Annotated in this window: 15 protein-coding genes; all 15 read right to left on the bottom strand. The window is 34.5% G+C overall.

The features are described 5' to 3' along the window. Positions 1-13: 13 nt before the first annotated feature. Positions 14-1,159 carry a 6-bladed beta-propeller gene (locus DWX84_RS04310; RefSeq protein ID WP_005863850.1) on the bottom strand — a complete coding sequence of 382 codons (1,146 nt, stop codon included), beginning with the start codon at positions 1,157-1,159 and terminating at the stop codon, positions 14-16. 1 nt (position 1,160) lies between these two features. Beyond that, positions 1,161-2,345 (bottom strand): 6-bladed beta-propeller, encoded by a 1,185-nt coding sequence (locus DWX84_RS04305; protein ID WP_005863852.1) that lies wholly within the window; start codon positions 2,343-2,345, stop codon positions 1,161-1,163. A gap of 128 nt (positions 2,346-2,473) precedes the next feature. Further along, positions 2,474-3,853 carry a glycosyltransferase gene (locus DWX84_RS04300; protein WP_048926917.1) on the bottom strand — a complete coding sequence of 460 codons (1,380 nt, stop codon included), beginning with the start codon at positions 3,851-3,853 and terminating at the stop codon, positions 2,474-2,476. Between the two features lie 25 nt (positions 3,854-3,878). Continuing rightward, positions 3,879-5,117, bottom strand: a complete 1,239-nt coding sequence (locus DWX84_RS04295) for a TIGR04157 family glycosyltransferase (protein WP_048926916.1) — start codon at positions 5,115-5,117, stop codon at positions 3,879-3,881. A gap of 30 nt (positions 5,118-5,147) precedes the next feature. Then, complete coding sequence (locus tag DWX84_RS04290) at positions 5,148-6,011, bottom strand: lanthionine synthetase LanC family protein (protein WP_048926915.1); 864 nt, start codon at positions 6,009-6,011, stop codon at positions 5,148-5,150. Positions 6,012-6,028: 17 nt separating this feature from the next. Next, positions 6,029-7,183 (bottom strand): 6-bladed beta-propeller, encoded by a 1,155-nt coding sequence (locus DWX84_RS04285; RefSeq protein WP_057328961.1) that lies wholly within the window; start codon positions 7,181-7,183, stop codon positions 6,029-6,031. Between the two features lie 59 nt (positions 7,184-7,242). Next, complete coding sequence (locus DWX84_RS21780; protein WP_233573910.1) at positions 7,243-7,500, bottom strand: SPASM domain-containing protein; 258 nt, start codon at positions 7,498-7,500, stop codon at positions 7,243-7,245. A gap of 59 nt (positions 7,501-7,559) precedes the next feature. Beyond that, positions 7,560-8,399 (bottom strand): hypothetical protein, encoded by an 840-nt coding sequence (locus DWX84_RS04280; RefSeq protein ID WP_233573908.1) that lies wholly within the window; start codon positions 8,397-8,399, stop codon positions 7,560-7,562. Next, the gene (locus tag DWX84_RS04275; protein ID WP_057328959.1) at positions 8,396-9,838 is read right to left on the bottom strand and encodes a radical SAM peptide maturase; all 1,443 of its coding nucleotides are present in this window, start codon (positions 9,836-9,838) and stop codon (positions 8,396-8,398) included. Before DWX84_RS04275 ends, DWX84_RS04280 begins: the two co-directional genes overlap by 4 nt. Positions 9,839-9,953: 115 nt before the next feature. Then, positions 9,954-10,121 (bottom strand): TIGR04149 family rSAM-modified RiPP, encoded by a 168-nt coding sequence (locus DWX84_RS04270; protein WP_081032003.1) that lies wholly within the window; start codon positions 10,119-10,121, stop codon positions 9,954-9,956. 142 nt (positions 10,122-10,263) lie between these two features. Next, the gene (gene murF / locus DWX84_RS04265) at positions 10,264-12,282 is read right to left on the bottom strand and encodes a UDP-N-acetylmuramoyl-tripeptide--D-alanyl-D-alanine ligase (protein ID WP_083434086.1); all 2,019 of its coding nucleotides are present in this window, start codon (positions 12,280-12,282) and stop codon (positions 10,264-10,266) included. Between the two features lie 21 nt (positions 12,283-12,303). After that, complete coding sequence (locus DWX84_RS04260; RefSeq protein WP_157395831.1) at positions 12,304-13,083, bottom strand: response regulator transcription factor; 780 nt, start codon at positions 13,081-13,083, stop codon at positions 12,304-12,306. A 31-nt stretch (positions 13,084-13,114) separates the two neighbouring features. After that, positions 13,115-14,749, bottom strand: a complete 1,635-nt coding sequence (locus DWX84_RS04255) for a glycosyltransferase family 32 protein (RefSeq protein WP_048926909.1) — start codon at positions 14,747-14,749, stop codon at positions 13,115-13,117. Between the two features lie 199 nt (positions 14,750-14,948). Continuing rightward, the gene (locus DWX84_RS04250) at positions 14,949-15,314 is read right to left on the bottom strand and encodes a DUF3244 domain-containing protein (RefSeq protein ID WP_048927202.1); all 366 of its coding nucleotides are present in this window, start codon (positions 15,312-15,314) and stop codon (positions 14,949-14,951) included. 104 nt (positions 15,315-15,418) lie between these two features. Beyond that, positions 15,419-16,369: a hypothetical protein gene (locus DWX84_RS04245; protein ID WP_229103479.1), complete on the bottom strand. Its 951-nt coding sequence runs from the start codon at positions 16,367-16,369 to the stop codon at positions 15,419-15,421. Positions 16,370-16,392 lie beyond the last annotated feature (23 nt).

The following is a 16,392-nucleotide window of genomic DNA, read 5'->3' as shown; positions in this document are numbered from 1 at the left end:
CATGATTTAGTTCTTATTTCTTATACTTGATCAGCATTATGACGGGATTGGAATCCTCATTCAATTTCGTCGCGATTTCGTTTAGCCTGCCTTTGAGCTTCCCTTCTTTATAAGCCTCAATCAGTTCAGGCGCATCAAAGGGATACCAGTTCGCGATATCTTGATTAATAGATGAAATCCAATAGATCGGTCTTTGATATAAAAAATCAGTATTATATATTTGATATTTGAATATAGAATCTTCCTGTTTGTCGTATACCAACCTACTCACCGGTATTTTTCTCGTTTTAATATCGAGTTTTTTTTCTACGGTTCTCATAAAATAATAACGGCTTGTCACCTCCTCTACAAAAAGAAATATTTCTGTATCCATGGAATATATAGAGGGTGTCCTCACGATAAAAGGCTTAATATGACCGTTTGGCGAATAGGAATATAGGGTATCGGATGAGAGATTCATAAGTATCCAATTATCGGAAGTGGCGGTTGTAGCAAAAAAAGTAGGAATTACTTTTTGATCATTATCTCCGAATATAACCAGTGTTTTCTGTTCTTTAGAAGGAATTGTAATTTTCTGGATAATACTTCCGTCATACTTTGAGATAATCAAATGATAAGGCTGTTGGTCTGCCACCATTCCATAGCCTTTGTTATCATAAGTGATCAGATTATCCTTGTCATAATTAAAAACCTTAAGGTAGTCACTCTCGGGGTCTAGGAAATTAAAGCTTCTTTTAAAGTCCCCGTCTAAATCATATACTGATATTTTCCCTGTATGTGTAACAAATAGCTCATTGTTTTCCTCATCTAGTGTAATTCCTGCAATCCCCGGATATTCCTCGACACCTTGTCCTAAACGGTTTATTTTCCGTATAGCTTTTCCCGTTTTCCGGTCAAAAATGAATATGTTCCCGTCGTTTGTGTTGTTTTTTACTATTATAAATTTTTCGTCGACATCCATGACATTACCATGTGTGATAAATTCGTCAGTCGTTTCCAGCGCAATATATTCCACATCCATAATATCCTGAAGGATTAGCTCCTTTTCTGGGTAATCTTTGCTAACATTGATCGTGACAAGCTCGTCTGTCGATTGCTTATCTTTTCCACATCCCGCTAAGGCAAAGAGGAGGACTACTGAAATTAAATTTACTTTCATGCTAGTATTTATTTTTCTTATGTTTTATCAGCATAATCACCGGATTAGACTCTTCATCCAATGTAGTTGCGATCTCTTTCAGTTTGCCTTTCAATCGTCCTTTCCCGTAAGCCTCGGCAAGTTCGTGGGCTTGCAATGACTGTCCGATTACGAATTCCGGATCTAAAGGTCTCGACATCATATCCACTTCTCTTTTGCTGGTATAATCACCATTGTATATTTTAGGTATGAATAAAGAATTTTCCAGTCTATCGTACATCAAACCGGAAATTGGAAACCCTCTCCCTGTTTCAAAATTAAATTCCGCTTTCAACAGGCTCATGAAATAATAACGGTCGGTAAAAACGGTTGGTATAAGAAATACTTCAGGAGGATCCATGGAGTGTATGGAGGGGGTTCTTACGATAAGGGGGATTGTCGTATTAGCATCCGGCAAATAGTGGTATATGGTATCGGATGATGTCTCCATAAGTACCCAATTAGTATGATCTGGAACTATTTGGTACACAGCGGTTGGAACTGGAACAGCCCAAGCTTCCCCATCTCTTGCGACCGGGCTTTTAACTTCATCAAAAGGAATTGATATTTTCCGGGTGATACTTCCATCCTGCTTGGAAAAGATTAAATAATATGGAGGTATGGCGTTTGACGGGTTTTCCAGACTATTATCCGGTACATAAGAGATCAAATTATCCCGGTCGTAATTAAATGTATTTATATGAGATTCCGTACCTACGGCTTTGAAACTCCTTTTAAAATTTCCGTCTAGATCATATACTGAGATTTTACTTCCGGTATAGGCTATGACAAATATTTCCTTGTTTGCTTCATCCAGAACAACCTCCGTAATACCTACATATTCCTCGCCACCTTGCCCTTTCCTGTTTATCTTCTTCAAGGCTTTGCCGGTTTTTCTGTCAAAAACAAACAAATTCCCGTCGTTGGCCCAGTTGGTTATTAATATAACTTCTGCACCAATGGCCATTACTTTGCCTTGGGTAACAAACTCATCATTTGTTTCCAACGGGATGTATTCCACATCCATGAAATCCTGTAGTGTCAATTCCTTTTCAGGATAATTCTTTGTAACATCAACTGTGATGAGTTCATTTGTTGATTGTTTATCTTTTCCACATCCCGCTAACGCAAAGAGGAGGATCGCTGAAATTGTGATTATCCATTTCATTATTTTTACGATTTAAGGTTAAACACTTAGGGCGATACGTTCGCTCAATCATGCCTAATTACAAAAATAGGTTATTTTTTCTCGATATCTCTTCTTTTTGCTCAAAACTTATAGCGATGAATGGAATTCTATCCATTATTTACATAATTTCGGCACAGTCTTAGCAATGGATGTTGTTCACCCTCGCTATCTTGTGGGTCACTTATCGAAAGATCGAATAGTTCGCTTATTTCCGGGTCGTTGATTCCCGGATCATCCTTTTCGGACTCCAGATGCCAGCTGACCCATGTTTGTCCTTCCAACTTATCCAGATCATTCTCTAGCTCATAATGCAATGTGGGAAGGTGGAAAACGACTATAGTCGCCTGTTGGAAATATTTCCTGTCGGTGGTTATCACCCAATCAACGGGTACATCCTCTATTTTCAACTGTAGATCTTCCCCATTTATCGTGTTGAATACGAGCATCACTTTTTTACCAGCCTTTATTTGGCAATCTACGCCTGCTACCCAATCAGACACACGCCAATCCGTATATTCTTTCAGCCCGGCTTCTGCCTTGTAGTAATAATTCCTGCATCTTTGTATAGATTCCGGAATCATTTGCCCGCAATCCCTCCAAAATCGATCCAGATAATGTTTGTGTACTATGTATGAGGAATCTTTTATGTTGGGAAGTAGTGTGAATGCCTTAGAATAAAGCCTGAGGATGTTTACATACCACCAGCTTCTCAAGTCAACGCTCGTCTTAGAGGAAACAAATTGATCAGAGAATTTAATCAATCCCTCAGTAACTTGAAATAATGATTTCAGCCTTCGGGCTAGGCTTGTCGTATGCATGACCGATTCTTCGTTCTGGCGGTAATAATAAAACTCAATGTTGGTGATAACCATCCTCTCCGCTTGGCAAAGGACGATGGGACACCATAACTCATCCTCATGCATGATGCCTTCCTCAAAACGAGCCTGTATTTTATGCAGATATTTCCTATTGTATATGTATTTGAAGGGCATGGGCAAATAGAAACAAGTTTTGACTAATTCTATGAAACTTTCTTTACCGGAAAGCAATTCTTTTATAGATCCGTTGGAAATACATTTAAAAGGTTTATCCATACTTCCGTCTTGATGACATAGCCACATATTTCCCATCACGACATCGGCATGATGTTTCACCGCCTCATCATATAAAAGAGATAATGATTCATCTTTAATCCAGTCATCACTATCTAAAAAAGCGATGTACTCTTCCGTGGCAATATCCAAACCAACGTTGCGGGCTGCGGATGCTCCCCCGTTCTCTTGATGAATCACCTTGATACGTTCCTCTTTTTTAGCGTATTCATCAGCAATTTCCCCTGACAAATCAGTCGAACCGTCATTAACCAAGATAATCTCCATGCGTAGATCACCTTGATTCATCAACGAGTCGATACAAACCGTCAAATATTTTTCCACGTTATATATCGGGATAATGATCGATATGTCGATTTGATTGGGCGTATTCATATAATAGTATCAGGCTAGTTGTTTATTACTTGCATTCTTGGAATAAGGATTTATAAAATTCTATCATGTTTTTCCCGAATACCTCCGAGGAATATTTCTCCAAATACCGTTTGCGACCGTTCTTCCCGAGTCGTTTCGCTTCTTCCGGGTTCTGTAATAGGTAGACGATCTTCTGTGCTAATAAAGAGGTGTCGATCTCTACATTATCAGGAGATACTATTAATGGTACTTTCAATCCGCAAGACTCATCTACTACCTCGTTTAATCCGGATGTAGTGGTCGCTATAATGGGCAATTCATGCATCATCATCTCGACAGGGACATAACCAAATGGTTCGAATAGAGAAGGTACAACACCGGCATCGGCCAATTGATAGATCTCAAACAGCTCCTCCTTTTTCAATAGCCCAGTGAAAGTAATTTTAGTGTAAATATTTTTTGCTTCTTGAAAGGCTCTTGTGTAATCACCATTACCGGCTATTAGCAAACGGCTATTAGGATAAGCTTCTAAGACTAGATGGAACGCTTTGATCAAAGAACTCACACCCTTTATTTCGTCAATCCGACCGGCAAAAAGAATAATTTTCTCTTTAGGTCCTACGTGCCATTTCTTACGTAAAAGTTCTTTATCTACCGACATATCAACTACATCACCCAAACCATTAGGGACAACAGAAACTTTCATTGAATCAAGTCCATAATCCTGACATAGTATTTTTTTCATATAATTTGACAAGCAAATTGTATGATCCACCTGGGTATAGTACGCCCTTTCTTCTTCAAACGATTTTTTTACGTTTTCACTAAAACTATCCGGATGTTCTTCATTGAGAATATTACGTAGGCGATTCAGGTTGTCAAAAACAGTAAATCCCCAGTCAGAAAAATGTGCGACAGAAATAATCTTACAATCAAAAGCTTCTTTCAGTTCGCTGACAAGACTCTCATTTTGATGATAATTCAAATGGAACACTAAATCCTTTTTGTCCTTAATATGTAATTGAAGTAAATATACAACATTACGAAAATACAACGCTCTTTGTTTTTGGCTATCTGATGTTCGTTGCTCTGGTATAGGTGAGGGAAAATACCAATGCTCAATGTTCTCTATTTTCTCCATCTGTATATATGGCTTGTCAGATAGCAAATTTATTATACAAATGTGCAAACTTCTATTTTGTAGAGCAAAAGTTAGTTCTCGGATATATGTCCCGACACCAAAAACAGCTCCTCGACGAGTTTCATTAAAGATATATAGATTCATATTAACGACATTTTCTTGGTTAATAAAAGATTATAAAAGTTGCATCCATGACAGATCCGTTGAATTAAGTGCGGTCAATCGCAACAATCCTTCACCCGCATAACCAGAAAGAAGCCCCATAGAAACAGGCTGTTTCTCCATATCTAGATCAGGAAGTTGTTTTAAGATATTATCAATTTCGTTTTGACTAGTATTATGGAAATATTGGCTATTTATACTTTTGCACGCAACGTTACCTATCATAGAATTTTCTAAACGATGAAAGCATACTTCCAAACTCCATTCCCTACATTGTTCTAAGAGATCTTTACAATCCTCATAACCAAATATCTTTTGTAAGTCAAGTAAGAAACAATATACATCTGTTTGTTCTTCCGGAGAAATCTCCGGTAATTTATTTTTGATCAGTTCAACAATATGCCATAGACATTCTCGTGCTTGAGAGGATGGCTTCTGATAACGTAATCTCGAAATCCAATATCGACCATACCCAGCTAATCCGTCATACAGGCTGAAATCCAGCCAAGGATCGTACATAACTGCACGAAGCATCCTTTGATCAAAATCCTCACAAATATCATCTTCTACAATTAAAAAATTATTACGGATTAGGTAATCAATTCCTATGCCTATTCCTGCTATACCTTTTTCATAATCTGCGGGGCTATTTACATGTATTTGATTCTGTATTTCTCCAATCAGATCTAAGGCATAATCTGCAAACAACATGTTTTTTGTATATTGCGCATAATGGAAAAAGAAAATTGCAATTCCCATCTTGCCATGTACTAATCCGGGACTTTCTGTCAATGTGCCGTTAAGTAGGAGTGTACCAACAATATGAGATATTTGTTTCTCTATTGTTGTATTAGAAGAGATCGCCTTTGGATTCATAACTATTTACGATAGTTTCATTTTTTATGTTTTATCAGCATGATCACCGGATTGGATTCTTCGTCTAAACTTGCGGCGATCTCTTTTAACCGGCCTTTCAGTCTTCCCCTTTCATGATCTTCAACAAGTTTGGGAGCCTCTAGGTACAAGATAGATGCGATTTCTTCATTGCCTGGTAATGATTTCATATATACCTCTTCTTTGCTTGAATAATCATTATTATACACGGTATATTTAAATATAGTTTTTTCCTTTTTGTCATATACCAAATCAATACCCGGAAATCCATATTCTTTTTTGACTGTTCCCATGAAATAATAGCGGTCGGTGAGCACACTCGGTAAAAGAAATACTTCTGGCATCATAGATTGAACAGATGGAACCCTTACTATAGCAGGTTTCATAGTATGGTCTTGTGAATATGTATACAATGTATCGGCCGAAAGTTCCATCAGTAAATAATTATTAAAATAAGGAATTATCGGATAAACACACGAAGGAAGGTAGGCATAAGTCATACCAGTTGTTTCATCTTTAGTCCTCATCACTATTGATTTTTTCTCTTTAAATGGTATTTGAATTTCTTTGGTGATACTACCATCTTGCTTTGAAACGAGCATGAATGAATGACCAGTATGAAAAGCCAGAGAATTATTATCATTAAAAGCATCATGGCAAATTAAATTTTCCCTGTCAAAATTAAACATTTCAAAAAACAAAAAATCTCCTTTATGAGGAAGACTTCGTCTAAAATTCCCTTCTAAATCATAAACAAGTATTTTTTTTGCATACATATCGTTGACAAATATTTCGTTATTGTCTTCATCTAAAACGATTTTTAAAATATCCGTATACTCTTCCCCTCCCTGTCCTTTCCTATTTATCTTTCTCAAAGCTTTTCCTTCCCGATTATAGATATAAATATTTCCATCATTGCTTCGGTTTTTTGCAATTATCATATCCTTACCAATAGCTTGAATAAAACCTTGGCAAATAAACTCATCTGTTGTTTCTAACGGAATATATTCGACATCCATAAAATCTTGAAGAATCATCTCCTTTTTAGGGTAATTTGCTGTAATATCTACAGTTATAAAGTTATTAATTGGTTGTTCATTTTTTTTACATCCAATCAATAGAAACAGGATAATAACTAAATTTATATTTTTCATATATACTCGTTTATCTTATTACGACTCTCTAATTAACATATTATCACGATCCATTATTGTCACTTTACATGACAAAGGTTAGGACGACCAATGGCTATTTCATAATTAGATGGAGAGGGGCAGAACCATTGGTATAAACAAGTATTGCATGGCGCTTGATTACGGATACGAAGCCACGATCTGCCTTCTTCTAATTCTTTAGATATGATCTCATAAATACTATGTGTATGTATATTTCCTAATATTGGATAGTTTACATTTGCATAAATATCACCATTAGACATAATGGCTATTTTCCCAAAATCAAAAATATTCATCGATTGATTTATAAAAAAATCACTAATGGAAAGTGGTGTGGATAAAATATCATCCTTTGTTAGAAAAACATTTTCCTTAAAAAATCTATGTTATCTCCCGTATATACTGGTTTTAATTGGTGTTTTTCAATTCCAAATTCCTCTATAAATTTATTTATTTGCGAATAATTATCCATAGATGTTACTTCAAAAATACATTCAAAAGGTATTGATTGATTAAGTAATAATCGCCTTGAATAATTCCATTTTGATATATCTATTGGGTAATTTATTAATATTGAGTATGAAAAATTATTTACAAATTCTGGCTGCAAAGATATAACATTTGAATAGTTACATGTTATTTTTTTTAATGAAGGAAATTGATCTAAAACAAGTAATAGCTCTTTATAATTCGCAACATCTTTTAAATTTCCAATAATATTAACAGTTGAAATGTTTGGCAATGACTTTAGAAAAGAATTTAAGTCCATTATATTAGTATTGTAATCCACGTAAATACTAATTTCAGATAGATATTCTAAAATCTTTTTACCTGTTGGAAAATTTTGTTTTTTAAACAACTCTTGAGTATTTACTAAACTAGTAAAAGGCATTATTTGAACGGGTTTTGATTTAGATAATTCAATATCAATTATATCACCCATATATTTCGCCCTAAGCTCCATGATAAATTTTCTTATATTGTCTAGATTATATCTTTCAGCAGTTAACAAAACAACACCGCAATTTTCTTTTAGAAGCGTTTCTTTTAATAGTTTAACAATTTCAATATCTTTTGATTCAATAAATGATCCATCAAAAGTATTATACAGTAATACATTGCTATTAACAATGCTAATGTGCACATATGGTTCTATTTTAAACCAGTAATTAGTTGTCTCTTTTTTTGTTATCATATGATTACTATATTTTCTATTATTGAGGAGTTATCTTCTGGGTGTTTTTCAAGAAATGAGAAAATTCGGTGTAATTTTTGAACAAAAGTATTTAAATCGTGAAAACTATCGCAAACGAACTCCTCTGTATCTAACTTATCTAGATTATTATTCTTCATGAGAAATAAACAAACATCACAGGATTTGTTGATGTAGCAATGCTGACATTTTTCTTTAACATGATCATAATAAAAATTATATAATTGCGTAATTTTAGGTATATCAATTTTTACAGATTCATTTACTTCCCCTACGGTTAACTTATGATAGTTAACTTTTTCACATAGAGCTAATTTGCTACTTGTAGTTAACATCAATTTTTTCCAAAATGGCAGGCAAGTACTTGTTGGTAGATATTTTTTCTCTTTAGATAACAAATCTGTTATATTTGAAATATAATAATTAATTGAATAATTCTTTAAAAAAGAAGTTAATTCTTTATATTGTAATAATTCTTCGTGAGGTAATAGATTTGAATCGTCCTTTATGTATTCAGACTCACTTCTTCTATAACTGTGAAATATTTCATTAAAAAATTCTTTTTTACTTGGATTTACGTCATTAGGTGCTAATTCAGAAATTCTTGGAATTTTATGATATCTTGAATAAATAAATTCATATATATCATTTACTGAATTTCTGTCATGCAAGACGGCATTAAAATTTACATTGTCAGTAAAATATTTAGGGTATTTATTCTGAAGATTATCTATATTTACGATTACTTTTTCGAAAGAATTTTCCTTGCTTTTTCTAAAAATTCGATAGCTATGATTTGATTTATTCCCATCTAAACTTATAAGCAATTGAAAGTTGTTTTCAACTAAAAAATGCAAATATTTATGTAGCAATGTGGCATTTGTAGTCATTGTGTATACAATTTCAATTTCTTTCCCTGATTTCAATTGATTAACGACATCAACGATCTGTTTGATAAAATCTCCATTAAAAAGAGGTTCTCCTCCATGAAAGCTGATGTATAATTGGTTTTTTTTACTTTTATGCTTAAGTTCAAAAATGTATTTCAGCAAAATAATTGCATGATCAATATTGATCATTTTTTGATTCCTTACGTCAAACTCTTCATAAAAATCGCCAAATACGCAATACGAACAATTCAAATTGCAAAAGTCTGTCGTTTCAAATACAATTTGTGGAACTTGCGCTATATTGTTTTTTATTACAGACTCATCTATTTTGCCAAAATTAACAGGGTCTACTGTGGAGAAAAAATTATGTTTTTTCAGATATTCATATTTTTTAATATAATACGGATCTGCATCTGCTGATCCTTCATAAGCTTTTCTGAAATCAGGATGTACTAATATCGATAATTTAGATTGATGATTATAGATATATAAATTATCATTTTCTGAAGTGTGAATGAGTGTCTTAAACATAATAGATTAGTTAATCATATCTCCCAATAAGCAAGAAGTTGTTTACTGGGAGACACATGTTATAAAATCTGTACAATACTACTACAAACTAAGCATGCGTTTTTTCCACATAATGTCAATATGCAGCACCAGCACCATTCGAACCTCCTCCAGTGTTTTCATAGCCAGAAACGCCTGCACAAGCACACTTGCATTGACAACCTCCTTTTAAAGCATTTAGTTCACGCTTTTCCAATTCGGCTTTTCTGAATTCATTTAACTTAAGTTTACCTAATGTTTTCATTTTCTTACGTATTAAATTAGTTCATTATTAATAATATATATTACAAATATAAGTGTGTGTGTTTATTTGATAATTAGCCTAATTGAGTCTATTTTGCGCTTATTGCTTCAGGCCATCATAATTTAATATTAATTATAACACATTATAGTAAATGAATGATTGTCTCTAGATGGATTCTATTAGAGCCTTTGATTAAAATTTCATAACCTTGGAGTGGGTTAGTCGATAAATACCGATATAATGCCTCAACGTCAAGGAAACACTGATAAATAGAGCTCACTGCCGTAAACTGATCACCACAAAGTAGGATTTTTTCAAAACCATATCTATTAAGTGCCTCTATTATTTCAGCATGGTACTGCAAACTGTTTATCCCTAATCCGAGCATGTCTCCTAAAATTACAGCCTTAGGTTTCGCTTTCAGTGTGGAAAAGCTAGCCAAAGCAGCATGCATACTACAAGGATTTGCGTTAAAGGTATCAATTATTAGCTCATTACGTAACGTTTTTTTCCACTGTGAACGATGATTAGTGGGGATATAGTCGCTAATCACACGATTAATTTCTGAACAAGGAATATCAAAATGAAGTCCAACAGCAATTGCAGCTAATGCGTTCCACAGATTGTAGTTACCTGCCATGTGTGTTGATATGGTATACCCAACTCCGGCATTTTCCCAATTAAAACAGAGACACGGTTCTGAACTTATCATTCGACCGGAAACAAAAGCATCTTTACTTTCACCATAAGAAATTTGCTCTAAACCTCTGGCTATGGACTGAAGATGTGTATTTTCCTTATGGATAAATATTTTACCACCAAATTGGCGTAAATAATCATAAAGCTCACCTTTGGAACGTATCACACCTGCAAGTGAGCCGAATCCTTTGAGATGGGCCAATCCCACATTAGTGATAATGCCATAACAGGGTTGGATAATTCGAGCTAGTTCTCGTATCATTCTAGGGCAACAAGCACCCATTTCAATAATAGCTACTGTATGCTCAGGTTTTAAGCGTAACAAAGTAAGAGAAGCACCTAAAGAAGCATTTTCACTTCCCTTTGTAGATACTAAATTGTATTTGGTAGAAAGTACGGCTGTTATTAAATCTTTAGTTGTTGTCTTACCACATGTACCTGTAATACCTATGACTGGCGTTTTTAAAATTTTGTGGTGAATTTTTGCTAATTGCTCCAATGTTTGCAGAACATCATCTACTAATATATAGAGATTGTTAGTTATTACCATGGGGTTATCGACAACTGCATAACGGCATCCCGCATCTAATGCCTTTTGTGCAAATTTATTGCCATCGTAAGAATAGGTTTTTACAGCGAAAAAAAGAGAATTAGGCAAACTCATCTGGCTATCTGTACAAATGACTGGATATTCTTTGAAAATTTGATACAGTTCAGAGATAGGCATATAGGATAATCTATTTTTTTGTGGTAAATAATCGTTATTTTTTATTAGCCATGAACCTAAAAAATAATGGATAGCAATAGCATTTTGTAGTTTTTTTTCCAATATCTTTTCATCTGCTTTACCATGAATATAATTTTTCACCTCTTCTCTTGAGAAAGGAGATACTAGTTCTGCTGGCAAAATATCAACTGTATCTTTATTATGATAATTTTCATAGAGGTTGGTTAACATTGACGCCCCTGTAGTATTTAACACATCTTGATATTTATTTCCTGTATAGAATATTGGTGTGGTTTGAAGATGCACAATAATATTGATAAAAAATGGATGATTTGGAGGTGTAATGATCAATGCATTATTAATATAGGGGACTTTATTACAAAAGCGATAATGTCCTTCTGGTTCCGAAGCAAAATGACATTTACTTCCATCCAATATATATCTATCGAAAGATTCTAAACATTCATAGTCAAAATCCACATACAAACCTCCTATCTTATAAAGAATTAGGTAGCGTATTACATGCCAACGTTGCACATTATATTGATATCCAAAGTAGATATCAATCATTTCTGGATAGTAATCGTAAATAAAATCAACTATTCGGCTTTCATCCCAAAACTCATATTTCCAGTCAGGATGATGCTCTTTCCAAGTTTCACCTAACAATTTATATGCGTCCCCCAAATATTCGGTACGTCCCTCCCAAATCTGATGAATTATCTTTGGAATCATAATAATGCAGATTGATTTTATTTATTTATTTATTTTAATGTTTAATAGGTGATAATAGTCGCAAAATTCAATAGCCTCCTGTATGGAATGTGCTTTTAATTTATTAAATAAAGATTTTATCTGATTACGTATAGTATTTTGACCTTTGTATAAATCATTAGCTATCTCTACCGTATTTTTACCTTGTTTGGCAAGCATAAGTATCGCTTTCTCTCGTTCTGTAAGCAGTTCTCTTGTTTGTTGTTTCCAGCGTCTAGTGATAAAATTATACTCTTCGTATATTAATATGTTTTTGTTATGCAATAATAAATTTCCAGTCTCTTTGTAGGTTGAGCTTCCTACAATACAAATAAAGTAGCGCAATTGGTTATTTAGACAAATAGGTTTCATCCGTTGATATACCATTTGTGATAGGAAGCGTGATGAAAAAGAATATTTGCGAAGCAAACGAAGGGTACAAGAAAAATAATCTATTTCATTCCATTTATCTTTTCGGTCATTTAGGTATTGAGGAATGATCTTAAGTATGTTTGTCCATAAAGGCAAGTCATCAGGATGGATTATTTGTTTATAGAAATCATAGCCAAGCTTCATTGCCTCTTCCGTGGAATGATCGCATAAGAAAAGGTTATCAGGTTTAATATAGCAAAATCGCTTTTGGACCACGTCAAATACATAAAAGCTATCAGTGGTAAGTGAAGAAAACACTTTACAATATTGAATAAATGCAGACTCTTGATCATTAGTGGTATCTGTTATTTTCCCGGCATATTTGGGAAAAAAATCTTCAAAGGTATTCATAATCATATTATTTTTAGGTTAATTCTTTAGTTTACTCGTGCCAACTGCCGAAGAAATAATGTATCGCAAATGATTTTTCAACTTTGCTCTCAATAGTCATAGATGTTTCCTCTTTCATGATTTTTCTTATATCTGAATGAGTTATAGGAGCGATGAGTTCTGCCGGAATTAACGTAATCCGTTCCTGATATTTACTATTATCATATATCCGAGTTGTTAGAAATGGGCCTGTGGTGTTAAGTATTAATTCTACTGAATCAGTGTATGTTCCGGCTTTTGTGTTATCATAAAAAACTGCATCGATCAACTCTTTGAAATAAGGATGCTCCGGAACTGTTGCCATAAAAGCATTTCCAACAATGTAAGGTACATGGATACGGACAGCGTGAGCTTCCGGTTCCAATCCCATGGCACATTCTGTATTACATAATATAGGGGTGATATTTTCCGTACATTCATAATCCATGTCTACATATAGACCACCAAACTTATAAAGTATTAAATACCGGATTGCGTCCCAGCGTTGTACATTATGTGGAAAAGCATTATAGGCCGGAATAAATTCCGGATAATAGGTTTTCAAAAATGTCTCTATATCATTTTTATTCCAAAACCGATACTCCCAATCGGGATTTAGCTCTTTCCATGATTGGGAAATCTCGACTAAAGAAGGAGGTGGTCCCGCTAAATCCTCATAGATCTGATGAATGATCTGTGGAATTTTAGGATGTATATGATTATTTCGGATTGCGGTGACAAAGTGCTCTTTTAAGTAAAAGTATTCTTTAGGCATATACAGTTCCTCGAAAGATGTATTATATTCTTTGGTTTGTGAATATAAATCGGCTTCTATGTCCGGACAGATGAAAGATGGATGAACAATATGGTCGATTTCCTCGTTTTTGATGTTGGTAAATGGATGATTTTTTATAGCATGGGGCATTTTGTCATAATATGCGATCTTTGTTATTAAATTTTTGTTTGGAATGATCGATAATCGATTATTGATAAGGTTCGTGTATGCGTATTTTACCTCCCAAAAATGTTCATTACTGTGATTCACTATATTAAAGAGCCTGTTCCAGCGATATTGAAATGGAGCGTGAGAAGGTAAATTTGATAAGTAATCCAGTTGGTTAAAAAGATCGTACTTGTTTTCGTTAAGGCAGTGCTCTTGCCAAACTCGTCTCCAACCAGCCCATCCGGATACGTGGGTTAGGTTAGAATAATAGTAAGTTCCGTCTCCCCTGTTTTTACCGAATTGATAATTACTTCCGGATATATGTCCGATGCGTTCGTCGTTTCTGAATTTTTTCAGTAATGTCGTACAATAACCAAAGAATGAAAGAGAGGGTACACAGTCATCTTCTAGTATGATTCCTTCGGGCTCTTGCTCGAAGAACCAAGAAATCGAATGAAAACAGTGTTTGTCGTATCCTTGATTTTTTTCCTGATATAGTTTAAATACTTGGCATTCCCAATCAATGTGGGAAACAATGGACGTTGTTTCCTTACATATTTTACACTGTGTGTCATTAGTTGATTCATCTACTGCTATATATAGTCTTCTTGGTTTCACCACTTTGATACGATCAAATACTTGCTTTATATTTGATCGATTAAAGGCTATAAGGAGAATCGCTATTTTGGGGTCGTAGATTATCATAATATGTATTAGTTCTTGATTAATGACAAACTTAGTATTTCTGTAAGGTTACACTTAGAGTTCCTAATAACATAATTCAATGCAAGCATCCAGGAAAAACGTATCATTGGGGGCACTGTACAGTGATTATCACGATAGTGATGGATCAACTATATAATACTGTTTAATCCTGAAGCTTGCATATGATAAAGAATAATACCTAATTATTTTGTATGATGAATTCTCCCGTAAGCTGCCCTAGGCGATGTTCTAACACTACATAAAAACATCCTGTGCCAGCCTGATCTAAAGAGATGGATACACATTCACCTGCTTCGCCGGAGACTACTTCGTTATACAGGATACCTCCTTGCTCATTTACAACTTGGACAGTCAAATCATCTAGAGCATCGATAAAATGTATGCTCAATAGATTTCCGTCGATGAATACTGTTGGAGGAGCAGGAGTGACAGAGCGATAATAATCGTCATGCCATTTGCCTTTAGTTGGTACATTATCTCCATAAACAGACAGTGGCGAAAAGAGGCCAAATAGCATCAATAAGGTTAATAATTTTGTTTTCATAATATTTTGTTTTTCTTTTTGTAAAAGAAAAGCTTTATTCTCTAATAACAATGAACATGGATGAACAATTGGCATTTTCGTTTTTGTTCATTTTCTAACACTAACTATAGGTCATTGATATATAGATCGAAATCGGAGGCTTTTCCTGTTTTGCCGCTCATCTTCAGATAAAGTCTTTTCCGTAAGACTGATATATTACTATGGTTTAATAACATAGAAAGACGTGAGGGTTTCACATGGATTCTCACTAAATAGCATAACCGTTCCATTTGTATCGGTATTTTAGGGTAAGCTTCTTGAAGTTTTTGTGCAAAAGACGGATAAATAGCGTTTATAAGCTGAAACAGCTCTTCCCAATCCTTGGTAGACGGTTTCCATTCCTCGTTTTCATGAAAGTTTTTATAAACAGATGAATTTTTTAGGTTCTGTAATAATTCAATCTGATGTTCTTTTTGGGCATACAATGCTTGGTTCTTTTGTTCGAAGTCCTGTCGCAGCTTCTTCTTGAGCTCTTGCTGTTCCTGATCTTTCTCTTGTAAAGATCTGTTTAATACCTCTATGATTTGTTTATTATGCTCTATCTGCTCTTTATATTTTAAGACGGTCTTATCGCAAGAGAAAATCTTTTCCCGATCTTTTTCTTGAATTTTCAATAGGTCTTTTTGTCTTTTCTTATATTTAAACAAAAGATAAGTGGTTGGTAGAACTATCAAAAGGCAAATAAGACTGGTTACAACCATCCGTAGGTTTGCATTGGCCGTTTTTACTCGTTCTTCCGCTAGGGCTTTTTGTTTATCCTGTTCATCATAAAGAACTTGTCTGCCTCTAATCGTATTCGTGACTTCTATCTGGTCGAGTGTATCACGCATCATTTCATATCGTTGACTCAACTCCGCATAAAGGATCCATTGTTTTGTCGATAGGGCTATTTTGGATAGATGATAAACAGCCCCCGCTCTCGTGTCCAATCGCACCGCTTTTTCCAAGCATTGTTCTAAATAGATCTTTGCTGAATCTAATTGACCGCATTGATAATAATATTCGCCTAGTGACATGATACAGATTTACTTCACACGTA

The organism is Parabacteroides sp. AF21-43, from assembly GCF_003635435.1.
Lineage (GTDB): Bacteria > Bacteroidota > Bacteroidia > Bacteroidales > Tannerellaceae > Parabacteroides > Parabacteroides distasonis.
This window is presented reverse-complemented; position numbering and strand designations above follow the sequence as displayed.

Excerpts from the sequence above, each read along its gene's own strand:
- DWX84_RS04270 (WP_081032003.1), bottom strand. The coding sequence starts at position 10,121 with ATGAAAACATTAGGTAAACTTAAGTTAAATGAATTCAGAAAAGCCGAA.
- DWX84_RS04275 (WP_057328959.1), bottom strand. The coding sequence starts at position 9,838 with ATGTTTAAGACACTCATTCACACTTCAGAAAATGATAATTTATATATC.
- DWX84_RS04290 (WP_048926915.1), bottom strand. The coding sequence starts at position 6,011 with ATGAATCCAAAGGCGATCTCTTCTAATACAACAATAGAGAAACAAATA.
- murF (WP_083434086.1), bottom strand. The coding sequence starts at position 12,282 with ATGATTCCAAAGATAATTCATCAGATTTGGGAGGGACGTACCGAATAT.
- DWX84_RS04280 (WP_233573908.1), bottom strand. The coding sequence starts at position 8,399 with ATGATAACAAAAAAAGAGACAACTAATTACTGGTTTAAAATAGAACCA.
- DWX84_RS04260 (WP_157395831.1), bottom strand. The coding sequence starts at position 13,083 with ATGAATACCTTTGAAGATTTTTTTCCCAAATATGCCGGGAAAATAACA.
- DWX84_RS04245 (WP_229103479.1), bottom strand. The coding sequence starts at position 16,369 with ATGTCACTAGGCGAATATTATTATCAATGCGGTCAATTAGATTCAGCA.
- DWX84_RS04310 (WP_005863850.1), bottom strand. The coding sequence starts at position 1,159 with ATGAAAGTAAATTTAATTTCAGTAGTCCTCCTCTTTGCCTTAGCGGGA.
- DWX84_RS04250 (WP_048927202.1), bottom strand. The coding sequence starts at position 15,314 with ATGAAAACAAAATTATTAACCTTATTGATGCTATTTGGCCTCTTTTCG.
- DWX84_RS04285 (WP_057328961.1), bottom strand. The coding sequence starts at position 7,183 with ATGAAAAATATAAATTTAGTTATTATCCTGTTTCTATTGATTGGATGT.
- DWX84_RS04255 (WP_048926909.1), bottom strand. The coding sequence starts at position 14,749 with ATGATAATCTACGACCCCAAAATAGCGATTCTCCTTATAGCCTTTAAT.
- DWX84_RS04295 (WP_048926916.1), bottom strand. The coding sequence starts at position 5,117 with ATGAATCTATATATCTTTAATGAAACTCGTCGAGGAGCTGTTTTTGGT.
- DWX84_RS21780 (WP_233573910.1), bottom strand. The coding sequence starts at position 7,500 with ATGAATATTTTTGATTTTGGGAAAATAGCCATTATGTCTAATGGTGAT.
- DWX84_RS04300 (WP_048926917.1), bottom strand. The coding sequence starts at position 3,853 with ATGAATACGCCCAATCAAATCGACATATCGATCATTATCCCGATATAT.
- DWX84_RS04305 (WP_005863852.1), bottom strand. The coding sequence starts at position 2,345 with ATGAAATGGATAATCACAATTTCAGCGATCCTCCTCTTTGCGTTAGCG.